The organism is Bacillus sp. 9.4, from assembly GCF_055486415.1.
Genome location: NZ_JBVFMU010000002.1, coordinates 371,871 through 393,280, shown reverse-complemented (window position 1 = coordinate 393,280; position 21,410 = coordinate 371,871). Strand labels below are relative to the sequence as shown.

Genomic DNA, 21,410 nt, shown 5'->3' with positions numbered 1-21,410 from the left:
TGGAGCTTGAAAAGATTTTTCATATGGAAAAAAATCATGAATATGATAACTACGTATGTCGTTTGAAAGAAACAGGAGGAGAAAAGGACAATGCTTGAGCAAGTCATTCTGTTTACAATTTTAATGGGGTTTTTAATTAGTGTTCTGCTCTCTCCGATTCTTATTCCGTTTTTAAGAAGATTAAAATTCGGCCAGAGTATTAGAGAAGAAGGACCGAAATCACATCAGAAAAAATCAGGGACACCGACAATGGGCGGGGTCATGATCATACTTTCTATCATAGTGACAACAATTGTTATGACACAGAAGTTTTCAGAAATAAGCCCCGAAATGGTGCTGCTTCTGTTTGTTACGCTAGGCTACGGTTTGCTTGGCTTTTTAGATGATTACATCAAGGTTGTCATGAAGCGCAATCTTGGGTTGACATCAAAGCAAAAGCTGATCGGACAAATTATTATTGCAGTTGTATTTTACGCTGTGTATCATTACTACAATTTTGCGACGGATATTCGCATTCCTGGAACTGACTTATCATTTGATCTTGGCTGGGCTTACTTTATCCTTGTGCTCTTTATGCTTGTCGGCGGATCAAACGCAGTTAACCTGACTGACGGCCTTGACGGGTTATTATCCGGTACTGCGGCGATTGCCTTTGGCGCCTTTGCCATTCTGGCATGGAATCAATCTCAATATGACGTAGCGATTTTCTCAGTTGCCGTTGTCGGTGCAGTTCTGGGCTTCCTTGTATTTAATGCTCATCCGGCCAAAGTTTTTATGGGAGATACGGGATCGCTTGCATTGGGAGGAGCCATCGTTACCATTGCCATTTTAACGAAATTAGAGATCCTGCTGGTTATCATCGGCGGTGTATTCGTTATCGAGACATTATCCGTTATTTTGCAGGTCATCAGCTTTAAAACGACAGGTAAACGAATCTTTAAAATGAGTCCGCTTCATCACCATTATGAGCTTGTCGGCTGGTCTGAATGGAGAGTAGTCGTGACGTTTTGGACTGCGGGACTTTTGCTTGCCGTTTTAGGAATTTACATCGAGGTGTGGTTATAAGTGGAAAATGATCAATTTTTACAGAAACAGCATTTTTTAATTCTTGGGCTTGCGAAAAGCGGATATGCGGCGGCCTCCATTCTTCATGAAAAAGACATTTATGTTGCAGTCAATGATCAAAAGCCTTTTGAAGAAAATGAACCGGCACAAAAGCTTTCTGAAAAAGGAATCGAAGTTGTTTGCGGAGAGCATCCAGTTTCTCTGTTCGATCAGCATCAAATCACGATTCTGATCAAAAACCCGGGAATTCCTTATGAAAATATTATGGTTCAGGAAGCGGAGAAACGAGGCATTCCGGTTTGGACGGAAATTGAGCTCGCTTCCTACCTGACCAGCGCCAAGTTTATCGGGATTACCGGATCGAACGGTAAAACGACCACGACAACGCTAATTTACGAAATGCTCAAAGCTGACTCGCAAAAAGCACTGATTGCCGGAAACATCGGCACAGTCGCAAGTGAGGTTGCCTATCATGCTGATGGAGATGAATGGATCGTTACTGAACTGTCTTCGTTTCAGCTGATGGGAACACACGCTTTCAGACCGGAAATCAGCCTGATTTTAAATGTATTTGACGCCCATCTGGATTATCACCATACGCGCGAAAACTATGAAAAAGCGAAACAGAAAGTGTACCTTCATCAGACTGCTTCAGATAAAGCCATTGTCAACCAGGATGATGAAACCGTCGTGCGTCTTGCTGAAGCCGGAAAAGCCGAAATCGTCCCATTTTCAGTCAGCAAAACGCTTGAACAGGGCGTATATGTAAAAGACAGTATGATTATGTTTAACGGCGAAGCCATTCTCCCTCTGGAAGAGGTTGTGCTGCCCGGTGCTCATAACCTGGAGAACATTTTAGCAGCTATTGCAGTTGTGAAAACGGCAGGAGCATCCAATGAGGCGGTTAAAAAGGTGCTGACAAGCTTTACTGGTGTGAAGCACCGCCTCCAATATGTCACAACTGTGAATGGCCGCAAATTTTATAATGACAGTAAAGCAACAAACATTCTGGCGACAAGCAAGGCGCTTTCAGCTTTTGATAAGCCGGTCATTCTGCTTGCGGGCGGACTGGATCGCGGAAATGGTTTTGATGACTTGAAACCTTATATGAAGCATGTCAAAGCAGTGCTTACATTTGGCCAGACGGCGCCAAAACTCGAGAAACTCGGCAATGAACTGGGAATACAACATGTCAAACGTGTCGATAATGTTGAACAAGCAGTATCTGCGGCGTTTGCGATCTCAAATGAAGGAGATGTCATCCTGCTGTCACCCGCGTGTGCGAGCTGGGATCAATTCAAAACATTTGAAGAACGCGGTGACATGTTTATAGATGCCGTGCATATGCTTAAGTAAGGGCTTGTCTTGAAGTAAATCGGCAGCCCTAATGACTTTAAGCTTGGGGTGTCGATTGCTTTGACTACTAAAAAAACATCGCCTGATTTGTTATTGGTCATCATTACGTTATTATTATTAACAATCGGATTAATTATGGTGTACAGTGCGAGTGCGGTATGGGCGGATTATAAATTTGACGACTCATTCTTTTTCGCGAAACGGCAGCTTTTGTTTGCGGGAATCGGCGTCATTGCTATGTTTTTTATCATGAATGTCGATTATTGGACTTGGAGGACATGGTCCAAATTGCTGATGGTTATCTGCTTTTTCCTTCTGGTGCTTGTTTTGATACCGGGCGTCGGAATGGTGCGGAACGGTTCAAGAAGCTGGATCGGAGTCGGAGCATTCAGCATACAGCCTTCAGAGTTTATGAAGCTTGCGATGATTGCATTCCTTGCTAAATTTCTCTCTGAAAAACAAAAAAACATCACATCGTTCAGACGGGGGTTCGTCCCCGCACTTGGCATCGTGTTTTCAGCATTTTTGATTATCATGTGCCAGCCTGACCTCGGAACGGGGACAGTAATGGTCGGAACTTGTATTGTCATGATTTTTGTAGCCGGCGCGCGGATCGCCCATTTCGTCTTTCTCGGGCTGATCGGCCTCAGCGGATTTGTCGGGCTTGTACTATCGGCTCCATATCGAATTAAACGGATTACCTCATACTTAAATCCATGGGAAGATCCGCTCGGAAGCGGATTTCAGATCATTCAATCGCTTTATGCAGTGGGGCCCGGCGGGTTGTTCGGAATGGGGCTCGGACAAAGCAGACAGAAGTTCTTTTATCTGCCTGAGCCGCAAACAGACTTTATTTTCGCCATTTTGTCAGAGGAACTGGGCTTCATCGGGGGAACACTTATTTTGCTCCTCTTCAGCGTCCTGCTGTGGAGAGGAATCAGAATTGCGCTTGGTGCGCCTGATCTGTACGGAAGCTTTGTCGCAGTCGGCATTATTTCAATGATTGCCATTCAAGTCATGATAAATATCGGCGTAGTCACGGGCCTGATTCCTGTAACAGGCATCACGCTCCCGTTTCTGAGCTACGGAGGCTCTTCATTGACTCTAATGCTGATGGCAGTTGGTGTGCTGCTGAATGTAAGCCGCTACTCGAGGTATTAACGAATGTATGTCCAAGCTTCCTGTCTAACATGAAGCTTGGAAACAATTGATGCGATAACCCTGTCCAACAAAACAGGGTTATCGTTATGTTATAGAGAAACTTAGACTGGGGGAAAAGAAATGCGAATTGCAATAAGCGGAGGCGGTACAGGGGGACATATTTATCCTGCGCTTGCTTTTATTAAAGAAGTGCAAAGACGTCATCCTAATGTGGAATTTTTATATATCGGAACAGAAAACGGGCTGGAGAAAAAAATTGTTGAGCGGGAGAATATACCGTTTCGTGCAATTGAAATTACAGGATTTAAAAGAAAATTGTCATTTGAAAATGTCAAGACTGTGATGCGTTTTCTGAAGGGCGTCAAAAAGAGTAAATCGTATTTAGCGGAATTTAAGCCCGATGCCGTAATTGGAACGGGCGGTTATGTATGCGGGCCGGTTGTCTATGCCGCTGCGAAAATGGGAATTCCGACTATTGTCCATGAACAAAACAGCCTGCCGGGCATCACGAATAAGTTTCTTTCAAAATATGTTAATAAAGTAGCGATTTGTTTTGAAGAAGCGAAATCACATTTTCCTAGCGAGAAAGTTGTATTTACGGGAAACCCGAGAGCCTCTGAAGTCGTCTCAATAAAGACGGGACGATCAATGGCTGAATTTGGGCTTTCTGAAGAGAAAAAAACGGTCTTAATTTTCGGCGGAAGTCGAGGCGCTGCACCGATTAACCGCGCTGTCATTGACATGCAGGATGCGCTGAAAACAAGAGACTATCAAGTGCTGTATATCACCGGTGAAGTTCACTATGAAAAAGTAATGAATGAGCTGAAAAGCAAGGGTGCCGCTGATAATATGGTCACAAAGCCGTTTCTTCATCAAATGCCTGAGTATTTAAAGGCCATTGATGTCATTGTGGCCAGAGCCGGTGCGACAACGATTGCGGAAATTACTGCTCTCGGAATCCCAAGTGTTCTGATCCCGAGTCCATATGTGACAGCGAATCACCAGGAGGTCAATGCGAGATCTCTCGGCCAGCATGATGCGGCGATTGTACTGAAAGAAACAGAGCTCAGCGGGGAGAAGCTGATTGAAGCGCTAGACCGGATTGTACTGAATGAGCAAACGTTAAAGGAAATGAGCGAACGAACAAAGTCACTCGGTGTTCCTGACGCGGCTGCCCGTTTATACAGCGTACTCGAGGAATTAAAAAAATAGTAGAAAAGCAAATGGAATGCGGAGGTTTACGATGGAGAAAGTGATACAGGAATTAAAAGAACGCGAAGTCGGCAAGGTTCTTGCAAATGAACCGCTCGCGAATCATACAACGATGAAAATCGGCGGACCTGCGGATGTATTGGTCATTCCAAGCAGTGTAGATGCTGTTAAAGACATCATGGACGTGATTAAAAAATATGATGTGAAGTGGACAGTCATCGGCCGCGGATCAAATCTTCTTGTTTTAGATGAAGGAATTAGAGGCGTAGTAATCAAGCTGGGTGCGGGTCTGGACCACTTGGAGCTTGAAGGGGAACAAGTAACAGTCGGAGGCGGTTATTCAGTGGTCCGCCTTGCTACATCATTGAGCAAAAAAGGCCTGTCCGGTTTGGAATTTGCTGCCGGCATTCCAGGATCAGTCGGCGGAGCGGTTTATATGAATGCCGGCGCTCACGGTTCTGATATGAGCGAGATCCTCGTCAAAGCGCATATTTTATTTGAAGACGGAACGATTGAGTGGCTGACAAATGAGCAGATGGATTTCAGCTACAGGACATCTGTACTGCAAAAGAAACGCCCGGGCGTTTGCCTTGAAGCTGTTTTGCAGCTGGAGCAGAAGGATAAGGAATCAATCGTTCAGCAAATGCAAAACAATAAAGACTATAGAAAAAATACACAGCCGTATTCAAGCCCTTGTGCGGGAAGCATATTCAGAAATCCGCTTCCGAATCATGCCGGGAACCTTGTAGAAAAAGCAGGCTTGAAAGGATATCAAATCGGCGGTGCAAAGATATCGGAGATGCACGGAAACTTCATCGTCAATGCGGGAGGAGCATCAGCAAAAGATGTGCTTGATCTCATTGACCATGTGAAAAAGACAATCCGTGAAAAATACGAGATTGATATGCACACAGAGGTTGAAATCATCGGTGGAAATCGCTGATTCAAGTTCTGACTGAAGCTGTTCATATGATATACTGTAAGCAAACGACAAACGGCATCATAGTATGCCGTTTGTTTTGGAATAGACAGACTTTTAACAGCTGTTTCATTTGAATGAGGTGAACAGGCAATGAACCCGGGTCAAGACCGAGAAAAAATCGTTAACATTGAAGAGCGGATCCCTAAAATTAAAGAGCAGAGGAAACAAAAGGCAAACCGCCGTCTCATTTCATTTATTATGCTCTTTTTTATTATGGTGCTGATCATTGTGTACCTGCAAACACCAATCAGTAAAGTATCAACAATCTCTGTTACAGGGAATGAAAATGTATCAAAAAAGGAAATTATCGACCTTTCCGATATTAACAGCGGAGATACTGAGTTTTGGAGTTTGGACAAGCAAAAAACAGAAAAGAAGATTCAGCAAAATAAATTAGTGAAAAAAGCGGAGATCAGCAAATCGCTTCCTAATAAAATCAACATTGCAATCGAAGAATATAAAGCGATTGCTTATTTAGAAAAAGACGATGTGTACTATGAAGTGCTTGAAAACGGCTCAGTTCTGCCAAACGAAGTAACGCCGGATGATGCCGGACCGATTTTAGTGAATTGGACAAACGCGAAGAAGCGGTCTCAAATGGCCAAGCAGCTCGATGCGTTGTCAAATTCGTTAAAACAGTCGATTTCAGAAATTTATTATACGCCTGTAAAAATGGATGAAAACCGTATTAAGTTGTACATGAACGACGGTTATGTTGTCACTGCATCTATTAAAACGTTTGCAGACCGAATGAAGACGTATCCTTCTATCATTTCTCAGCTAAGCAGCAATAAAAAAGGAATCATTCATTTAGAAGTTGCCACCTATTTTGAAGAGTTTGGGAAAAACGATAAAGCTGCTAAAAAGGAAGATGAAAATTGAGGGGCAAATCAGCAGTCCTTCTTTCCTTGATTATGCTTATCGCAGGCTTTTTGATTTCATTTTCTTTTCAAATGACAAAAGAAAACAACAAAAGCGCGGCTGAGACGGAAGAGTGGAAAAAAGAATATGCGCTGAGAGATGAACTTCTGAAACAAGAGAAAGAAAATAAGAAGCTTGAAAAAGAATTATATCAAAAGCAAAACAAAGTCCGCCAGGCGGAAAATAAGCTGAAGAAAGAGAAGACGGAATACTATAATGTCCTCGAAGATACAGAAAAATACAGGATGTATATTGGGGAAGTCGGTGTGCAGGGAGAAGGCGTTGAGGTGACATTGGAAGATGCGTCATACATACCGGAAGGGGAGAATGTGAATAGTTACATCGTTCACGAAAGCCATATCTTCCAAGTAGTAAACGAACTGTATATCTCAGGAGCGGCGGCTGTCGCCGTTAATGGGCAGCGTTTGACGCATGATTCGTATATCAAATGCAATGGTCCTGTGGTAACGGTAGACGGAGTGCAGCATCCCGCTCCGTTTACGGTATCCGCTATTGGAGATCCAGATGTCCTGCTGCCCTCATTAAATATCGCAGGAGGCCTGATTGATCAACTGTCAATGGATCATATTTCTGTTTCGGCAGAAAAAGAGAAAAACGTACAAATGAAACCGATTCTAAAAACGAAGGAATGACTGAAAAAGCGGGTGAAATAGATTGAAAATAAAGCGTTCCTTCATAAGCATCAGTGTGCTTATGGTCATCTTCGGCCTGATGATATCTGTTCAGTTTAATTCGTTAAAGCACCCTCAAGTCCGGGATACAAGAGATATGTGGGATATTAGGGAAGAGCTGACATCAGAGCAGAAGAAGCAGGAAAAGCTGCTGGCTGAAATAAACAAATATGACAAACTGCTGAATAGCTATTCGCAAACGAAAGAAATGACAAAAGAAACCGCGCTAAATAATACCTTGCAATCCTTAAAAAAAACAGCCGGCATGACCGATATAACAGGTAGCGGAATTGTCATTACGATTTCCCCGCTTTTTTCTGAAAGCTTAACAGGAGAGCCGGTCGAAAATCCGCCTCCGGATTTGCTGAAAAAGCTGATTAATGAACTCAACTCCTACGGTGCAGAGCATATCTCGATTAACGAGCGAAGAGTTGTGAATCATACAGTCATCAGAGATATAAACGGCACTACAAAAATAGACGGATACGCCCTTGACGATTATCCTTTAACAGTAAAAGTGCTTGCCAAAGATCCGGACATGTTACACAGCAGAGTGAAGGGGTCAGGCCTTGAGGATCTTTTTGCATCTGAAAATTTAGCATTAAAAGCCGGTAAATCTGAAAGCAAACTAACATTAAAAGCATATGACAGACCACTGGACGTACAACAGCTGAAACTGCTTAAAGACTGAAAAGGAGGAGAATTGTCATGTGGCTGCCCGTGTTGGGACTGGTGCTCGGAATAGCGATTGGACTAATGACAAACTTAACGATACCGAGTGAATACTCAAACTATTTATCGCTTGCGGTGCTTGCCGCACTTGATACATTAATCGGCGGAATCAGAGCGCATTTACAAGGTACATATGATGAAATGGTATTTGTTTCCGGTTTCTTTTTTAATATTATATTGGCAATAAGTTTAGCTTTTCTGGGAGTCCATCTTGGTGTAGACTTGTATTTAGCAGGTATATTCGCATTTGGAGTCAGATTATTTCAGAATATAGCCGTTATCAGAAGAAATCTACTAACAAAGTGGACTCTTTCTAAAAAAAATAAAAAAAATGTGATATAAAAGAGGATATACATAGGATATAACGAATATTTTCAATAAACATAAAATGTGAAAAGCACATAAAAATATTCTGTTGTTATTTTTTGTTACACACTTGTAAAGCCACATTCATTGTATTGTTGTTCCGCAAATAATAGAATAGAAATGATCGAAATGTGAGGAGGTGCCATAGAATGAACAACAATGAACTTTACGTCAGTCTTGACATCGGTACGTCCAATACAAAAGTGATCGTCGGAGAAATGACAGATGATTCCCTTAATATTATCGGTGTGGGAAATGTACCGTCTGAAGGGTTGAAAAAAGGCTCAATCGTTGATATAGATGAGACCGTTCATTCTATAAGAAAAGCGTTTGACCAAGCTGAAAGAATGGTAGGTTTTCCGCTTAGAAAAGCTATTGTCGGCGTTAATGGAAATTATATCAATATTCAAGATACAAACGGTGTTGTAGCAGTTTCCAGTGAAAATAAAGAAATTCAGGTTGAAGATGTACGCCGTGTCATGGAGGCGGCACAGGTTGTTTCAGTACCGCACGAACAGCTGATTGTTGACGTCATTCCTAAACAGTTTATCGTAGATGGAAGAGATGAAATCACCGACCCGAAAAAAATGCTGGGTGTGCGTTTAGAAGTAGAGGGCACCTTGATCACCGGTTCAAAAACAATCTTACATAACTTACTCCGCTGCGTTGAAAGAGCTGGTATTGAAATAACTGATATTTGCCTTCAGCCGCTGGCAGCCGGTTCTGCTGCATTATCAAAGGACGAGAAAAACCTTGGTGTGGCTCTCATTGATATAGGGGGAGGGTCAACAACCATTGCCGTATTCCAGAACGGACATCTCACTTCTACCCGTGTCATTCCTCTCGGAGGCGAAAATATCACCAAAGATATCTCCATCGGATTGAGAACGTCAACAGAAGAAGCAGAACGCGTGAAAAAGCAATTTGGACATGCCTACTATGACGAAGCCTCGGAAGATGAAATATTTGAGGTAACCGTTATAGGCACCAATCAAAAACAAACATTTACACAGCAAGAAGCAGCGAATATCATTGAAGCGAGAGTAGAAGAAATTCTTGAAATTGTTTCAGAAGAGCTTCGCAGTATGGGAATTACCGATCTGCCGGGAGGCTTCGTGCTGACAGGAGGACAAGCAGCTATGCCGGGTGTCATGTCTTTGGCACAGGATGTGCTTCAAAACAATGTCAGAGTGGCAAGCCCGAATTATATCGGTGTAAGAGATCCTCAATATATGACGGGAGTGGGCCTGATCCAATTCGCCTGCCGGAATGCAAGAATCCAAGGCAGAAAAATAGGCTTTAAGATGCCTGAAGAAGCGATACAGGAAATCGCAGTCTCATCATCTGAGGAACAAGAGCAGCATCATCACCAAAATGAGGTGCAGCAGCGGCCAAAAGGAAAACAAAAAACACAAGCCGAACATAATAAACAGAGCAAAATGAAAAAACTATTAAGCATGTTTTGGGAATAGATAGATAGTCATTCGGCAGATTAGGAGGATTTAGCATGTTGGAGTTCGAAACAAACATAGACGGCTTAGCATCAATTAAAGTAATCGGAGTAGGAGGCGGCGGTAACAACGCCGTTAACCGAATGATTGAAAATGAAGTGCAAGGAGTAGAGTATATCGCGGTAAACACGGACGCTCAAGCTCTTAACCTGTCAAAAGCAGAAGTGAAAATGCAAATCGGCGCAAAGCTGACTAGAGGATTGGGAGCAGGTGCGAATCCGGAGGTCGGGAAAAAAGCCGCTGAAGAAAGCAAAGAGCAGATTGAAGAAGCACTTAAAGGTGCTGACATGGTATTCGTGACAGCTGGTATGGGCGGCGGAACAGGAACAGGTGCCGCACCGGTTATCGCACAAATCGCGAAAGACTTAGGCGCATTAACAGTCGGCGTTGTGACAAGACCGTTTACCTTCGAAGGACGCAAAAGACAGCTTCAGGCTGCAGGCGGAATCTCGGCAATGAAAGAAGCGGTGGATACACTGATCGTGATCCCGAACGACCGTATCCTTGAAATTGTTGATAAAAACACACCGATGCTTGAAGCATTCCGTGAAGCGGATAACGTACTTCGCCAAGGGGTTCAAGGTATTTCTGACTTGATTGCTACACCTGGTCTTATCAACCTTGACTTTGCTGATGTAAAAACAATCATGTCAAACAAAGGATCTGCTTTGATGGGTATCGGTATTGCTACTGGGGAAAATCGCGCGGCAGAGGCAGCAAAAAAAGCAATTTCCAGCCCGCTTCTTGAAGCGGCCATTGACGGTGCGCAAGGCGTCCTCATGAACATCACTGGAGGAACAAACCTCAGCCTATATGAGGTTCAGGAAGCAGCAGACATTGTCGCTTCGGCGTCTGATCAAGACGTAAACATGATTTTCGGTTCTGTTATTAATGAAAATCTAAAAGATGAGATTGTGGTGACAGTGATTGCAACCGGCTTTATCGAACAAGAGAAGGACGTGACGAAGCCTCAGCGTCCAAGCTTAAATCAAAGCATCAAAACACACAATCAAAGTGTTCCGAAGCGTGAGCAAAAACGTGAGGAGCCTCAGCAGCAGAACACAGTAAGCCGTCATACTTCACAGCCGGCTGATGATACGCTTGACATCCCGACATTCTTAAGAAACCGTAATAAACGCGGCTAATGTAAAGGACAAAATCGTTTTCGATTTTGTCCTTTTTTGTTTTTCTCTTCACACTTTCCATCTTATAAAGTCTTTTTCCCTATTGCTTCCTTCGATTAGTAACAAAACAGATAATTAGACCTATTTATTTTTGTGACATTTTTATCATTTTCATATATATGGAAATTGAATGACATGAAACGACAATATCTGTAATTCAGATTGTCTACAGTTAATATACAGCGATGTTCTGACAAACCATTCATTATTAAAAGGAGGGACGACACTTTTTTTAAAAAGCATGTTGAAAAAGGGGGATGAAAATGAAGAAAAAAACGAAAAACAGATTCATCAGCTCTGTTTTAAGTACAGTTGTCATCAGTTCACTGCTGTTTCCGGGAGCAGCCGGGGCAAGCAGTAAAGTCACCTCACCTTCTGTTAAAAAGGAGCTTCAATCTGCGGAATCCATTCAAAACAAGATTTCGAGTTCATTAAAGAAAAGCTTTAAAAAGAAAGAAAAAACGACTTTTCTGATTAAATTTAAAGATCAGGCTAACACAGAAAAAGCGGCAAAAGCGGCTGTTAAAAAAGCGAAATCGAAGAAGCTGTCTGCCGCTAAGACGGAATATCAAAAGCGTTCTGCTGTTGTGTCATCTTTAAAAGTCACAGCCGATGAATCCCAGCAAGATGTCCTAAAATACTTGAACACCCAGAAAGATAAAGGAAATGCAGACCAAATTCATTCTTATTATGTGGTGAACGGGATTGCTGTTCATGCCTCAAAAGAGGTCATGGAAAAAGTGGCGCAGTTTCCCGAAGTGGAAAAGGTGCTTCCTAATGAGAAACGGCAGCTTTTTAAGTCATCCTCCCCATTTAATATGAAAAAAGCACAGAAAGCTATTAAAGCAACTGACGGTGTGGAATGGAATGTAGACCAAATCGATGCCCCAAAAGCTTGGGCACTTGGATATGATGGAACTGGCACGGTTGTTGCGTCCATTGATACCGGTGTGGAATGGAATCATCCGGCATTAAAAGAGAAATATCGCGGATATAATCCGGAAAATCCTAATGAGCCTGAAAATGAAATGAACTGGTATGATGCCGTAGCAGGCGAGGCAAGCCCTTATGATGATTTAGCTCATGGAACCCATGTGACAGGCACGATGGTGGGCTCTGAACCTGATGGAACAAATCAAATCGGTGTAGCGCCTGGCGCAAAATGGATTGCTGTTAAAGCGTTCTCTGAAGATGGCGGCACTGATGCTGACATTTTGGAAGCTGGTGAATGGGTTTTAGCACCAAAGGACGCGGAAGGAAATCCCCACCCGGAAATGGCTCCTGATGTTGTCAATAACTCATGGGGAGGGGGCTCTGGACTTGATGAATGGTACAGAGACATGGTCAATGCCTGGCGTGCGGCCGATATTTTCCCTGAGTTTTCAGCGGGGAATACGGATCTCTTTATTCCCGGCGGGCCTGGTTCTATCGCAAATCCGGCAAACTATCCAGAATCGTTTGCAACTGGGGCGACTGATATCAATAAAAAGCTCGCTGACTTTTCTCTTCAAGGGCCATCTCCATATGATGAAATAAAGCCGGAAATATCTGCACCGGGCGTTAATATTCGTTCATCCGTTCCCGGTCAGACATATGAGGATGGTTGGGACGGCACATCAATGGCAGGGCCGCATGTATCCGCTGTTGCTGCACTGCTGAAACAGGCGAATGCCTCACTTTCTGTTGATGAGATGGAGGATATATTAACCAGCATGGCTGAATCGCTCACGGATTCAACATTTCCTGATTCACCGAATAACGGATATGGCCACGGTCTGGTGAATGCTTTTGATGCTGTATCCGCTGTTACAGATGGTTTAGGGAAAGCGGAAGGACAAGTTTCTGTAGAGGGGGATGACCAAGAGCCTCCTGTCTATCAGCATGAGAAAGTAACTGAAGCTTATGAAGGTGGCAGCCTGCCACTGACTTTGACAGCTGAAGACAATGTGAGTGTGACATCTGTAAAGCTGTCCTACAAGCTTGATCAAGGCGAATGGACGGAAATAACGGCTAAACGAATCAGCGGTGATCATCTAAAAGGAACGTATCAAGCAGAGATCCCAGACATAAAAGGAACTAAACTAAGCTATAAGTGGATGATTCACGATTTTGGCGGTCATGTCGTTTCGTCTGACGTATACGATGTAACAGTGAAACCAAGCATCACGGCGGGATATAAGCAGGACTTTGAAACTGCACCCGGCGGCTGGGTTGCGAGCGGAACAAATAATAACTGGGAATGGGGAGTTCCGTCAACTGGCCCAAATACAGCAGCATCCGGAGAAAAAGTATATGGAACGAATTTGACAGGAAATTATGCCAACTCAGCAAACATGAACCTTGTTATGCCTCCTATTAAAGCACCTGATTCAGGAAGTCTGTTCCTTCAATTTAAAAGCTGGCACAATTTAGAGGATGATTTTGATTACGGCTACGTTTTTGTTCTTCCGGAAGGTGAAAAGAATTGGGAGCAGGCTGGTGTCTATAACGGAAAGACATCAAGCTGGACGGACGAAGAAATTGATTTATCGGCTTATAAAGGCCAAAACATTCAAGTGATGTTTAACCTTCAATCTGATGAAAGCATTGCAAAAGAGGGCTGGTATATTGATGATGTAGTGCTTTCTGACAAATCAGCCGGAAAAACAGTCAAAAAGAATAAGCTGGGCGTCGAAAAGCCGTCTGGAAAGCAAAAGAAAAAGCCGGTAAATCCGAAAAAGGCTAAGCCATCTGCAAACACAGCGGTAAAACATCAGAACAAGGCTATACAGCCTCAAGTTTTGCCGCTCAGGGCACAAGTCAGTGTAGTGGAAACAGGAAAATCAACATATTCAGATCAATCCACAGGGCAGTACACGCTGAAGCACAAAGCGGGAGACTATACGCTTATGGCAGAAGCATATGGTTATCAGTCGAAAACACAAAAAGTATCTTTAAAGACGGATCAGACGACACAAGCTAATTTTACGTTAGAAGAGATGAAGAAGGGCACATTAAAAGGCACGGTCATCAATAAAACGACAGGAGAGCCGGTAAAAGGCGCTTCCGTTTATGTTGTAGAGGATGCTGCGGTGGAACCGGCTATGACAAACGACAAAGGTGAATATACGCTGGAGGCCTATGAAGGCGCTTATACGATTAAAGTCGCTGCACCGGGTTATTACAGTGATGAATTTTCCGTTGAGTTAAAAGGTGATGTTACAAAAGAAACTGCATTGAAGCCTTTTGTCGGTTATCCGGGTGAAATTGCATATGATGACGGAACGGCGGAGAATGCCAATTCCTATTTTGCTGCCGGGAACGGATGGGCGGTAAAAATGACGCTCGCTGACGGCAAGGACAAAGGCATGCTTACAGGAGGGCTGTTCAGATTCTGGGATACAGAGTTCCCTGATCCCGGCGGCACAGAGTTTAAGGTTGAGGTATACGATGCTACAGGAAAAGACGGAGCACCGGGCAAAAAAATTGCCGGGCCATTTAACGCTGAAGCTCTTCGCAATGGCGAGTGGACTAAGGTAGATCTCAGTTCAAAAGGGATTATGGTCGATAGAGACTTTTATCTCGTATATATCCAGTCAAAACCTGATCCGTATTCACCTGGACTGGCAATGGATGAAACCGGCAAGAATTCCGGCCGCAACTGGCAGTATATAGGTGGACAATGGGAGCCGGGTGACGAAGCAGACGGCAACTATATGATTCGCGCATTAGTTAATTATGAAGCTGCTGTACCTGAGATTACTTCACCGACAGACAAATCATACACAAATAAGGAGAACGTCACTGTAAAAGGAAACGCTTCTCCTGGCACAACGGTACACATTTATAATGGAGAGAAAGAAGCAGGAGAAACGAAAGCTGCCGCGGACGGCACGTTCCAGACAGGCATCACACTCAACAAGGGTGAAAATGAGCTGACGGCAACTGCATCAACTGACAACGGAACAACAGATGCCTCCAGCCCAATCACGGTCACGCTTGATCAAGAAAAGCCTGAGTTAACGCTGGACACTCCAAAGGATGGCGGGAAAACAAATAAAGAAACGCTGACTGTCAAAGGGGTTGTATCCGATGACAATCTGAAAGACGTCAAGGTGAATGGCAAAAAAGCAACAATAACTGATGGTTCATACTCAGCCCGTATTCTTTTGGAGAATGGAAGCAATGAAATCAAGGTGATTGCTACAGACTTGGCAGGCAACAAAACCACGAAAAAGGCTGTCATTGATGTCAATTTTGACAAGCCTGTCATTTCCGGCTTAATTCCGGGAGAGGATAAAAACTTAAAAGCTGGTGAATCTGTGAAAATCGCTTTCTCAAGCGCTGAGGATTTAGATGCAACGTTTACCATTCGTATGCCGCTGACCAATGCAAGAGCGAGTGTGCAAAATGCCACCGAACTCCCGTTAAGAGAAATTTCTCCGGGAAGATATGAAGGCTATTGGACAGCCACTTCTTCTATTAAAGCAAAAGGAGCAAAAGTAGAAGTGATCGTCCGAGATGATTATGGAAATGAAACAAGAAAAACTGCGAATGGAAAACTTAATATCAACACAGAAAATTAAGTGGAAAAAAGCTGCCGTCATTGGCAGCTTTTTTATATCCTCTCATTATACTTCCTCGACAAATTAAGCAGATTTCCCTGAAAAATTGTATTTTCCTCTCAACATTAATTGACAGACTTTCCCACAGAGCTTGCTTTATACTTATGAAGCAAGAAGGGGAACAACGTGAGGCAAGAAAGGAGTCAGATGTGAAAATCTATTTAGATGTCATTTGGCTGTTAAACTTTTGTTTTGATGCACTTTTGCTTTTGCTCACGGCATTTATTTTAAAACGGCATGTAAAAAAAAGAAGACTGGTAGGCGGAGCGTTCATCGGTTCCAGTATTGTCCTTTTGATGTTTACTCCTTTTTCGCCGATTGTTGAACATCCGGCTGGGAAGCTAGCTTTTTCAGTTGTGATTGTGGTGGTGACATTTGGCTTTAAAAGATTTCGGTTTTTCTTTCAAAATTTGTTTTCCTTTTATTTTGCCACTTTTTTAATGGGGGGAGGAATTATCGGGGCCCATTCTTTGCTGCAGTCAAATTCTATTGTTCAAAACGGTGTTATGATTACCAATCAAACAGGGTTTGGAGACCCGATCAGCTGGTTGTTTATTGTTGGGGGCTTTCCAGTATTATGGTTTTTTTCTAAAAGAAGAATTGAAGATATTGAAACAAAAAACATTCAATATGAGGAACGAGTCAGCGTGCAGGCAGATTTGGGCAGCCAAACACTTCATGTCAGAGGCCTAATTGATTCCGGTAATCAGCTGTACGATCCTCTTACAAAAACACCGGTAATGATCATTTACATTGATAAACTGGAGCCGATTTTCGGAACAGCCGAAACGATGATCATTCGAAACACAGACCCATTGGAAGCCATCGAACAGCTCGATGATTCCTTTCGCTTTTTAGATAAAATGAGGTTGATTCCATACAGGGGAGTTGGTCAGCAAAATCAATTTTTATTATGCGTTAAACCGGATCACGTAACGATTATGACAAAAGAAGAAATGATTTCTGCAGATAAATGTTTAATCGGCATCAGCACAACAAAGCTGTCGGCAGATGGAGAGTTTGACGCGATTATTCATCCGAAAATGCTTTCGGGCAAGGCTGTCAAACACGTTTCATAATGTTCGCAAATGTCCGTTACTTATCATACTCAAACGGCGTGACATTTAGAAGGGAGAGGAAGATGAAAAAACTGAAATTACGGTTGACGCACCTCTGGTATAAGCTGCTGATGAAACTTGGGCTGAAAAGTGATGAAGTCTATTACATAGGCGGGAGTGAAGCCCTGCCGCCTCCATTATCTAAAGATGAGGAGCAGGTTTTGTTAATGAAGCTCCCAAACGGCGATCAGGCGGCGCGCGCCATTCTAATTGAACGCAATTTGCGTCTGGTCGTATATATCGCCCGTAAATTTGAAAATACGGGAATTAATATAGAGGATTTAATCAGCATCGGTACCATCGGTCTAATCAAAGCTGTGAATACATTCAATCCAGAAAAGAAAATCAAGCTTGCTACCTATGCCTCTCGGTGTATAGAAAATGAAATCCTGATGTATTTAAGAAGAAATAACAAAATCCGTTCAGAGGTTTCCTTTGATGAACCGCTTAATATTGATTGGGACGGCAATGAGCTTTTGCTTTCTGATGTACTCGGCACTGACGATGACATCATCACTAAAGACATAGAAGCTAACGTCGATAAAAAGCTTTTGAAAAAAGCGCTTGAACAGCTTAATGAGAGAGAAAAGCAAATCATGGAGCTGCGGTTTGGGCTTGTCGGTGAAGAAGAAAAAACCCAAAAGGATGTAGCGGATATGATGGGGATTTCTCAGTCTTATATTTCGCGGCTTGAGAAAAGAATTATAAAAAGGTTGAGAAAAGAGTTCAACAAAATGGTGTAAAAAATTTTATGGTTAAAACCCCTTGATTTTACAGGGATTTCCTGATTTCGACGGTTTTTCGGTCTGAGTGCAGTGCATATTTTTCCCACCCAAGGAGATACTTAACGTTGTACAGCAGCTCCTGTAGGGAGGGAAAAAAGTGTCGAGAAATAAAGTCGAAATCTGCGGGGTGGATACCTCCAAATTACCAGTACTCAAGAATGAAGAGATGAGAAAGCTGTTTAGGCAGCTGCAGGATGAAGGCGATGATTCAGCAAGAGAAAAGCTTGTAAACGGGAACTTGCGTCTTGTCTTAAGTGTCATTCAACGATTTAATAACAGAGGGGAGTATGTTGATGACTTATTTCAAGTCGGCTGCATCGGACTAATGAAATCCATTGATAATTTTGACCTAAGCCACAATGTTAAGTTTTCAACATACGCTGTACCTATGATTATCGGAGAGATCCGCAGGTATTTACGCGATAATAACCCGATCCGTGTCTCAAGATCACTCCGGGACATCGCTTACAAGGCGCTTCAGGTAAGAGAGCGGTTAATCAGTGAGACAAGCAAGGAGCCGACTGCAGAAGACATCGCAAAAGTTCTTGAAGTACCGCATGAGGAAATTGTATTTGCGCTTGATGCCATCCAGGATCCGGTTTCTCTATTTGAACCGATCTATAACGACGGCGGAGACCCGATCTATGTGATGGACCAAATCAGTGATGAGCGTAACACAGATTCACAATGGATTGAAGAGCTGGCTTTAAAAGAGGGCATGAGAAGGCTGAACGATAGGGAAAAAATGATTTTGAGAAAGCGATTCTTCCAAGGGAAAACCCAAATGGAAGTCGCCGAGGAAATCGGAATTTCTCAAGCGCAGGTGTCCAGACTTGAAAAAGCGGCTATCAAACAAATGAATAAAAATATTCATCAATAATGAAAAGCCTTTAAAACGATGTTGTTTTAAAGGCTTTTCTATTGATTACGGATGGTTTACGTTTTGGAAAAAGTAAGGTATCCTAGTTCGTACAAAGTTTTATGAAAATTAAAACAATTATAAAAGGCAATAAAGAGGAGGACCACGATGATTTTGCAGCTTGACAATGTCTCACTAAAACGGAATGGGAAATGGATACTGAGAGATATTCATTGGAAGGTGGAAGAAAAGGAAAATTGGGTGCTTTACGGCCTAAATGGCGCCGGGAAGACAGCGCTGTTAAATATGCTTTGCTCATATTATTTTCCAACATCAGGCGAGATGCAGGTGCTCGGCCATGAATTTGGCAAAACAGAGCTTGGGGAAAAGCTCAGACGTAAAATTGGCCTCGTCTCAGCAGCTCTTCAGCAAAAATTGTATCCGGCAGATTCAGCCTTTGAAATTGCTTTGAGCGGAGCTTACGCTTCGATTGGGTTATATGAAACGCCAAGTAAGGAAACCAGGGAAAAAGCGATAGGTTTGTTAGAGGACTTGGGAGCAATTGAATATGCCGATCGCCGCTATGAAACCCTTTCTCAAGGGGAAAAACAAAGAGCATTGATTGCTAGAGCACTAATGGCCGATCCGGAGCTGCTGATACTGGATGAACCAGTCACAGGACTGGATTTTATTGCCCGGGAAAAGCTGTTAGATACGATTACATACATTGCAAACAAAGAAAATGCACCATCTATCCTTTATGTGACTCATCATGCTGAAGAAATTTTGCCTGTCTTTGATAAAGCCCTTTTATTAAAACAGGGAGAGGTCTTTGGATCCGGAGAAATAAAGGAAATGCTTACTGATCAAATACTTTCCGCTTTTTTTGATACGCCAATCCATGTATTATGGAATCAGGATCGGCCGTTTTTAACAAGAGCTGAGCCGATAACGAATGCCTGACAAACATATATAGATTCATCCTAGGGGTGCTTTGCGAAGCTGAGAGAGACTTTGTCTCAACCCTTTTGACCTGATCTGGATCATACCAGCGGAGGGAAGCGGTGAAAAGCGGAGTACATCGGACTCCGTTTGTTTTGTATTAAGCCGTTTCATCACATTTGAAACGGCTTTTTTGATTTTAAAGAATAGGAGCGGATTTACATTGGATCAACAAATAGACTCTTTGCTCAAAAAAGTGGAAGAACAAAAGGAGGAGCTTATTCAGCTTGCAAAAACGCTGATTTCTTATCAAACACCCGCTCCGCCTGCAAGAAATACAGAGGGCATTCAGTCATGGATTGCGGGATTTTTAAATGAATTGGGATTCTCGATCGACAAATGGGATGTGTACCCTGGAGATCCCAATGTTGTAGGGAAGCTAAAAGGAACAGATTCAGCAGATTATTATAGCCTGATTATCAATGGCCATGTAGATGTGGCAGAGGTAAAAGAGGATGAAGAATGGGAGCATAATCCATTTCATCCAATTGAAAAAAACGGTCTCTTAATCGGTCGAGGCGCTTCCGATATGAAGGGCGGAATGGCGTGTGTGTTGTTTGCTGTCAAATTGATTCGTGAAGCAGGAATTGAACTTCCCGGTAATCTGATTCTGCAATCGGTTATCGGGGAGGAAGTTGGAGAAGCCGGCACACTTGAATGCTGCAAGAGGGGCTACCACGCTGATTTTGCAATTGTCGCCGATACGAGCGATATGCATATTCAAGGCCAAGGCGGTGTCATTACAGGCTGGATCGAAATCAAAAGCAGTCAAACATTTCATGATGGAACGAGAAGGAATATGATTCACGCAGGCGGAGGAACATTCGGAGCAAGCGCAATTGAAAAAATGGCAAAAATCATTGCGGGGCTCGGTGAACTTGAGCGCCACTGGTCTATTATGAAAAGTTATCCTGGTTTTAAACCCGGCACAAATACGATTAACCCGGCAGTTATAGAAGGCGGCAGACATGCGGCTTTTATAGCGGACGAATGCCGGCTGTGGATCACAGTCCATTTTTATCCGAATGAAACCCATGACCAAGTGGCAGAGGAAATAGAAGATTACGTCAATCGGCTGAGTGACAGTGATATTTGGCTTAGGGAAAACCGCCCTGTATTCAAGTGGGGAGGCTCATCTATGATAGAAGACAGAGGAGAAATTTTTCCGGCATTGGAAGTGGACCCTGGCCACCCAGGCGTCTTAGCGCTAACTGCCTCTCATGAGAAAGTGAAACGGGAGTGTCCAATTATTGACGTTTCTCAATCAGTTACAGATGGCGGATGGCTGTATGATGCCGGTATTCCATGCGTAATATACGGTCCTGGAGATCTGCACAATGCACACTCTGTGAACGAGAAGGTATCGATTGAGCAGCTAGTAGAGTATACAAAAATTATACTCGATTTTATCATCAGCTGGTGCAGCCGGAAAAAAGAACAATGACATGAAAATTTCTTCTTGCTGACAAGGTTCAGCCTGCCCGTTCATATACTTGAACAAAAGGACGGAAAAAGGACGTGATGGAATGATCAGCATTTCAGAATTTCAGGTAAAGGATGTCGTCAATGTCTCAAACGGAAAAAAGCTGGGGAGTATTGGTGATATTGATATCAATGTGACTACTGGAAAAATTCAGGCGATCATACTCGGAGGAAATGGGAAAGTTCTCGGATTTTTTGGAAAAGAAGAGGAATTGGTCATTCCATGGCGAAATATAGTAAAAATCGGGGAAGATGTAATCTTGGTCCGATTAAGTGAACCACATGCATAAACCTGCTTGTCTGCCGCAGATTGGAAAATGCCGGAAGTCTCGATTCTTCCGGCACATTTCATTTAGAAATATGCAAATCGGCGCTCAA

The 21,410-nt window shown here is 43.0% G+C and carries 18 protein-coding genes and 1 riboswitch; all 18 genes read left to right on the top strand.

All coding sequences use genetic code 11. The features are described 5' to 3' along the window. Window positions 1–90 precede the first annotated feature (90 nt). The 18 genes from mraY to ACZ07B_RS08415 all read left to right on the top strand — a co-directional run bounded on the left by mraY (window position 91) and on the right by ACZ07B_RS08415 (window position 21,322). Window positions 91–1,065 carry a phospho-N-acetylmuramoyl-pentapeptide-transferase gene (gene mraY, locus ACZ07B_RS08500; protein ID WP_072175964.1) on the top strand — a complete coding sequence of 325 codons (975 nt, stop codon included), beginning with the start codon at window positions 91–93 and terminating at the stop codon, window positions 1,063–1,065. Then, window positions 1,066–2,421, top strand: coding sequence for a UDP-N-acetylmuramoyl-L-alanine--D-glutamate ligase (murD, locus tag ACZ07B_RS08495; RefSeq protein WP_464877100.1), 1,356 nt, complete (start codon window positions 1,066–1,068; stop codon window positions 2,419–2,421). Window positions 2,422–2,481: 60 nt separating this feature from the next. Continuing rightward, a complete protein-coding gene (gene spoVE / locus ACZ07B_RS08490) occupies window positions 2,482–3,582 on the top strand; it encodes a stage V sporulation protein E (protein ID WP_003244810.1) in 1,101 nt (366 codons plus the stop codon). A gap of 120 nt (window positions 3,583–3,702) precedes the next feature. After that, complete coding sequence (murG, locus tag ACZ07B_RS08485; protein WP_464877099.1) at window positions 3,703–4,794, top strand: undecaprenyldiphospho-muramoylpentapeptide beta-N-acetylglucosaminyltransferase; 1,092 nt, start codon at window positions 3,703–3,705, stop codon at window positions 4,792–4,794. A gap of 31 nt (window positions 4,795–4,825) precedes the next feature. Then, entirely contained in the window at window positions 4,826–5,737 is a 912-nt protein-coding gene (gene murB / locus ACZ07B_RS08480) for a UDP-N-acetylmuramate dehydrogenase (RefSeq protein WP_464877098.1), read from the top strand. A 129-nt stretch (window positions 5,738–5,866) separates the two neighbouring features. Next, window positions 5,867–6,658: a cell division protein DivIB gene (gene divIB / locus ACZ07B_RS08475; RefSeq protein WP_003232178.1), complete on the top strand. Its 792-nt coding sequence runs from the start codon at window positions 5,867–5,869 to the stop codon at window positions 6,656–6,658. Further along, complete coding sequence (locus ACZ07B_RS08470) at window positions 6,655–7,350, top strand: DUF881 domain-containing protein (protein ID WP_014476745.1); 696 nt, start codon at window positions 6,655–6,657, stop codon at window positions 7,348–7,350. Before divIB ends, ACZ07B_RS08470 begins: the two co-directional genes overlap by 4 nt. A 22-nt stretch (window positions 7,351–7,372) precedes the next feature. Continuing rightward, complete coding sequence (locus ACZ07B_RS08465; RefSeq protein WP_123373542.1) at window positions 7,373–8,080, top strand: DUF881 domain-containing protein; 708 nt, start codon at window positions 7,373–7,375, stop codon at window positions 8,078–8,080. A 17-nt stretch (window positions 8,081–8,097) separates the two neighbouring features. Continuing rightward, window positions 8,098–8,463 carry a small basic family protein gene (locus ACZ07B_RS08460; protein ID WP_003238683.1) on the top strand — a complete coding sequence of 122 codons (366 nt, stop codon included), beginning with the start codon at window positions 8,098–8,100 and terminating at the stop codon, window positions 8,461–8,463. A 173-nt stretch (window positions 8,464–8,636) separates the two neighbouring features. Continuing rightward, a complete protein-coding gene (ftsA, locus tag ACZ07B_RS08455; RefSeq protein ID WP_003232169.1) occupies window positions 8,637–9,959 on the top strand; it encodes a cell division protein FtsA in 1,323 nt (440 codons plus the stop codon). Window positions 9,960–9,994: 35 nt separating this feature from the next. Next, window positions 9,995–11,143, top strand: coding sequence for a cell division protein FtsZ (gene ftsZ / locus ACZ07B_RS08450; protein ID WP_021479331.1), 1,149 nt, complete (start codon window positions 9,995–9,997; stop codon window positions 11,141–11,143). A gap of 302 nt (window positions 11,144–11,445) precedes the next feature. After that, window positions 11,446–15,747, top strand: coding sequence for a bacillopeptidase F (locus ACZ07B_RS08445; RefSeq protein WP_464877097.1), 4,302 nt, complete (start codon window positions 11,446–11,448; stop codon window positions 15,745–15,747). Between the two features lie 188 nt (window positions 15,748–15,935). After that, entirely contained in the window at window positions 15,936–16,865 is a 930-nt protein-coding gene (gene spoIIGA, locus ACZ07B_RS08440) for a sigma-E processing peptidase SpoIIGA (protein WP_038828183.1), read from the top strand. A gap of 62 nt (window positions 16,866–16,927) precedes the next feature. Next, a complete protein-coding gene (gene sigE, locus ACZ07B_RS08435; protein ID WP_003221446.1) occupies window positions 16,928–17,647 on the top strand; it encodes an RNA polymerase sporulation sigma factor SigE in 720 nt (239 codons plus the stop codon). Between the two features lie 139 nt (window positions 17,648–17,786). Next, window positions 17,787–18,569: an RNA polymerase sporulation sigma factor SigG gene (sigG, locus tag ACZ07B_RS08430; RefSeq protein ID WP_009967190.1), complete on the top strand. Its 783-nt coding sequence runs from the start codon at window positions 17,787–17,789 to the stop codon at window positions 18,567–18,569. Between the two features lie 147 nt (window positions 18,570–18,716). Continuing rightward, window positions 18,717–19,511 carry an ABC transporter ATP-binding protein gene (locus ACZ07B_RS08425; protein ID WP_029317772.1) on the top strand — a complete coding sequence of 265 codons (795 nt, stop codon included), beginning with the start codon at window positions 18,717–18,719 and terminating at the stop codon, window positions 19,509–19,511. Between the two features lie 12 nt (window positions 19,512–19,523). Further along, window positions 19,524–19,625: riboswitch (TPP riboswitch) on the top strand. 88 nt (window positions 19,626–19,713) lie between these two features. Continuing rightward, window positions 19,714–20,994, top strand: coding sequence for an N-formyl-4-amino-5-aminomethyl-2-methylpyrimidine deformylase (gene ylmB, locus ACZ07B_RS08420; protein WP_445603988.1), 1,281 nt, complete (start codon window positions 19,714–19,716; stop codon window positions 20,992–20,994). Between the two features lie 82 nt (window positions 20,995–21,076). After that, window positions 21,077–21,322, top strand: coding sequence for a YlmC/YmxH family sporulation protein (locus ACZ07B_RS08415; RefSeq protein ID WP_003232153.1), 246 nt, complete (start codon window positions 21,077–21,079; stop codon window positions 21,320–21,322). The last annotated feature ends 88 nt before the right edge of the window (window positions 21,323–21,410 follow it).

Bases quoted from the DNA above. Each gene is read 5' to 3' on its own strand.
- mraY (WP_072175964.1), top strand. From the start codon at position 91: ATGCTTGAGCAAGTCATTCTGTTTACAATTTTAATGGGGTTTTTAATT.
- murG (WP_464877099.1), top strand. From the start codon at position 3,703: ATGCGAATTGCAATAAGCGGAGGCGGTACAGGGGGACATATTTATCCT.
- murB (WP_464877098.1), top strand. From the start codon at position 4,826: ATGGAGAAAGTGATACAGGAATTAAAAGAACGCGAAGTCGGCAAGGTT.
- divIB (WP_003232178.1), top strand. From the start codon at position 5,867: ATGAACCCGGGTCAAGACCGAGAAAAAATCGTTAACATTGAAGAGCGG.
- ACZ07B_RS08460 (WP_003238683.1), top strand. From the start codon at position 8,098: ATGTGGCTGCCCGTGTTGGGACTGGTGCTCGGAATAGCGATTGGACTA.
- ftsA (WP_003232169.1), top strand. From the start codon at position 8,637: ATGAACAACAATGAACTTTACGTCAGTCTTGACATCGGTACGTCCAAT.
- ftsZ (WP_021479331.1), top strand. From the start codon at position 9,995: ATGTTGGAGTTCGAAACAAACATAGACGGCTTAGCATCAATTAAAGTA.
- ACZ07B_RS08445 (WP_464877097.1), top strand. From the start codon at position 11,446: ATGAAGAAAAAAACGAAAAACAGATTCATCAGCTCTGTTTTAAGTACA.
- sigE (WP_003221446.1), top strand. From the start codon at position 16,928: ATGAAAAAACTGAAATTACGGTTGACGCACCTCTGGTATAAGCTGCTG.
- ACZ07B_RS08425 (WP_029317772.1), top strand. From the start codon at position 18,717: ATGATTTTGCAGCTTGACAATGTCTCACTAAAACGGAATGGGAAATGG.
- ACZ07B_RS08415 (WP_003232153.1), top strand. From the start codon at position 21,077: ATGATCAGCATTTCAGAATTTCAGGTAAAGGATGTCGTCAATGTCTCA.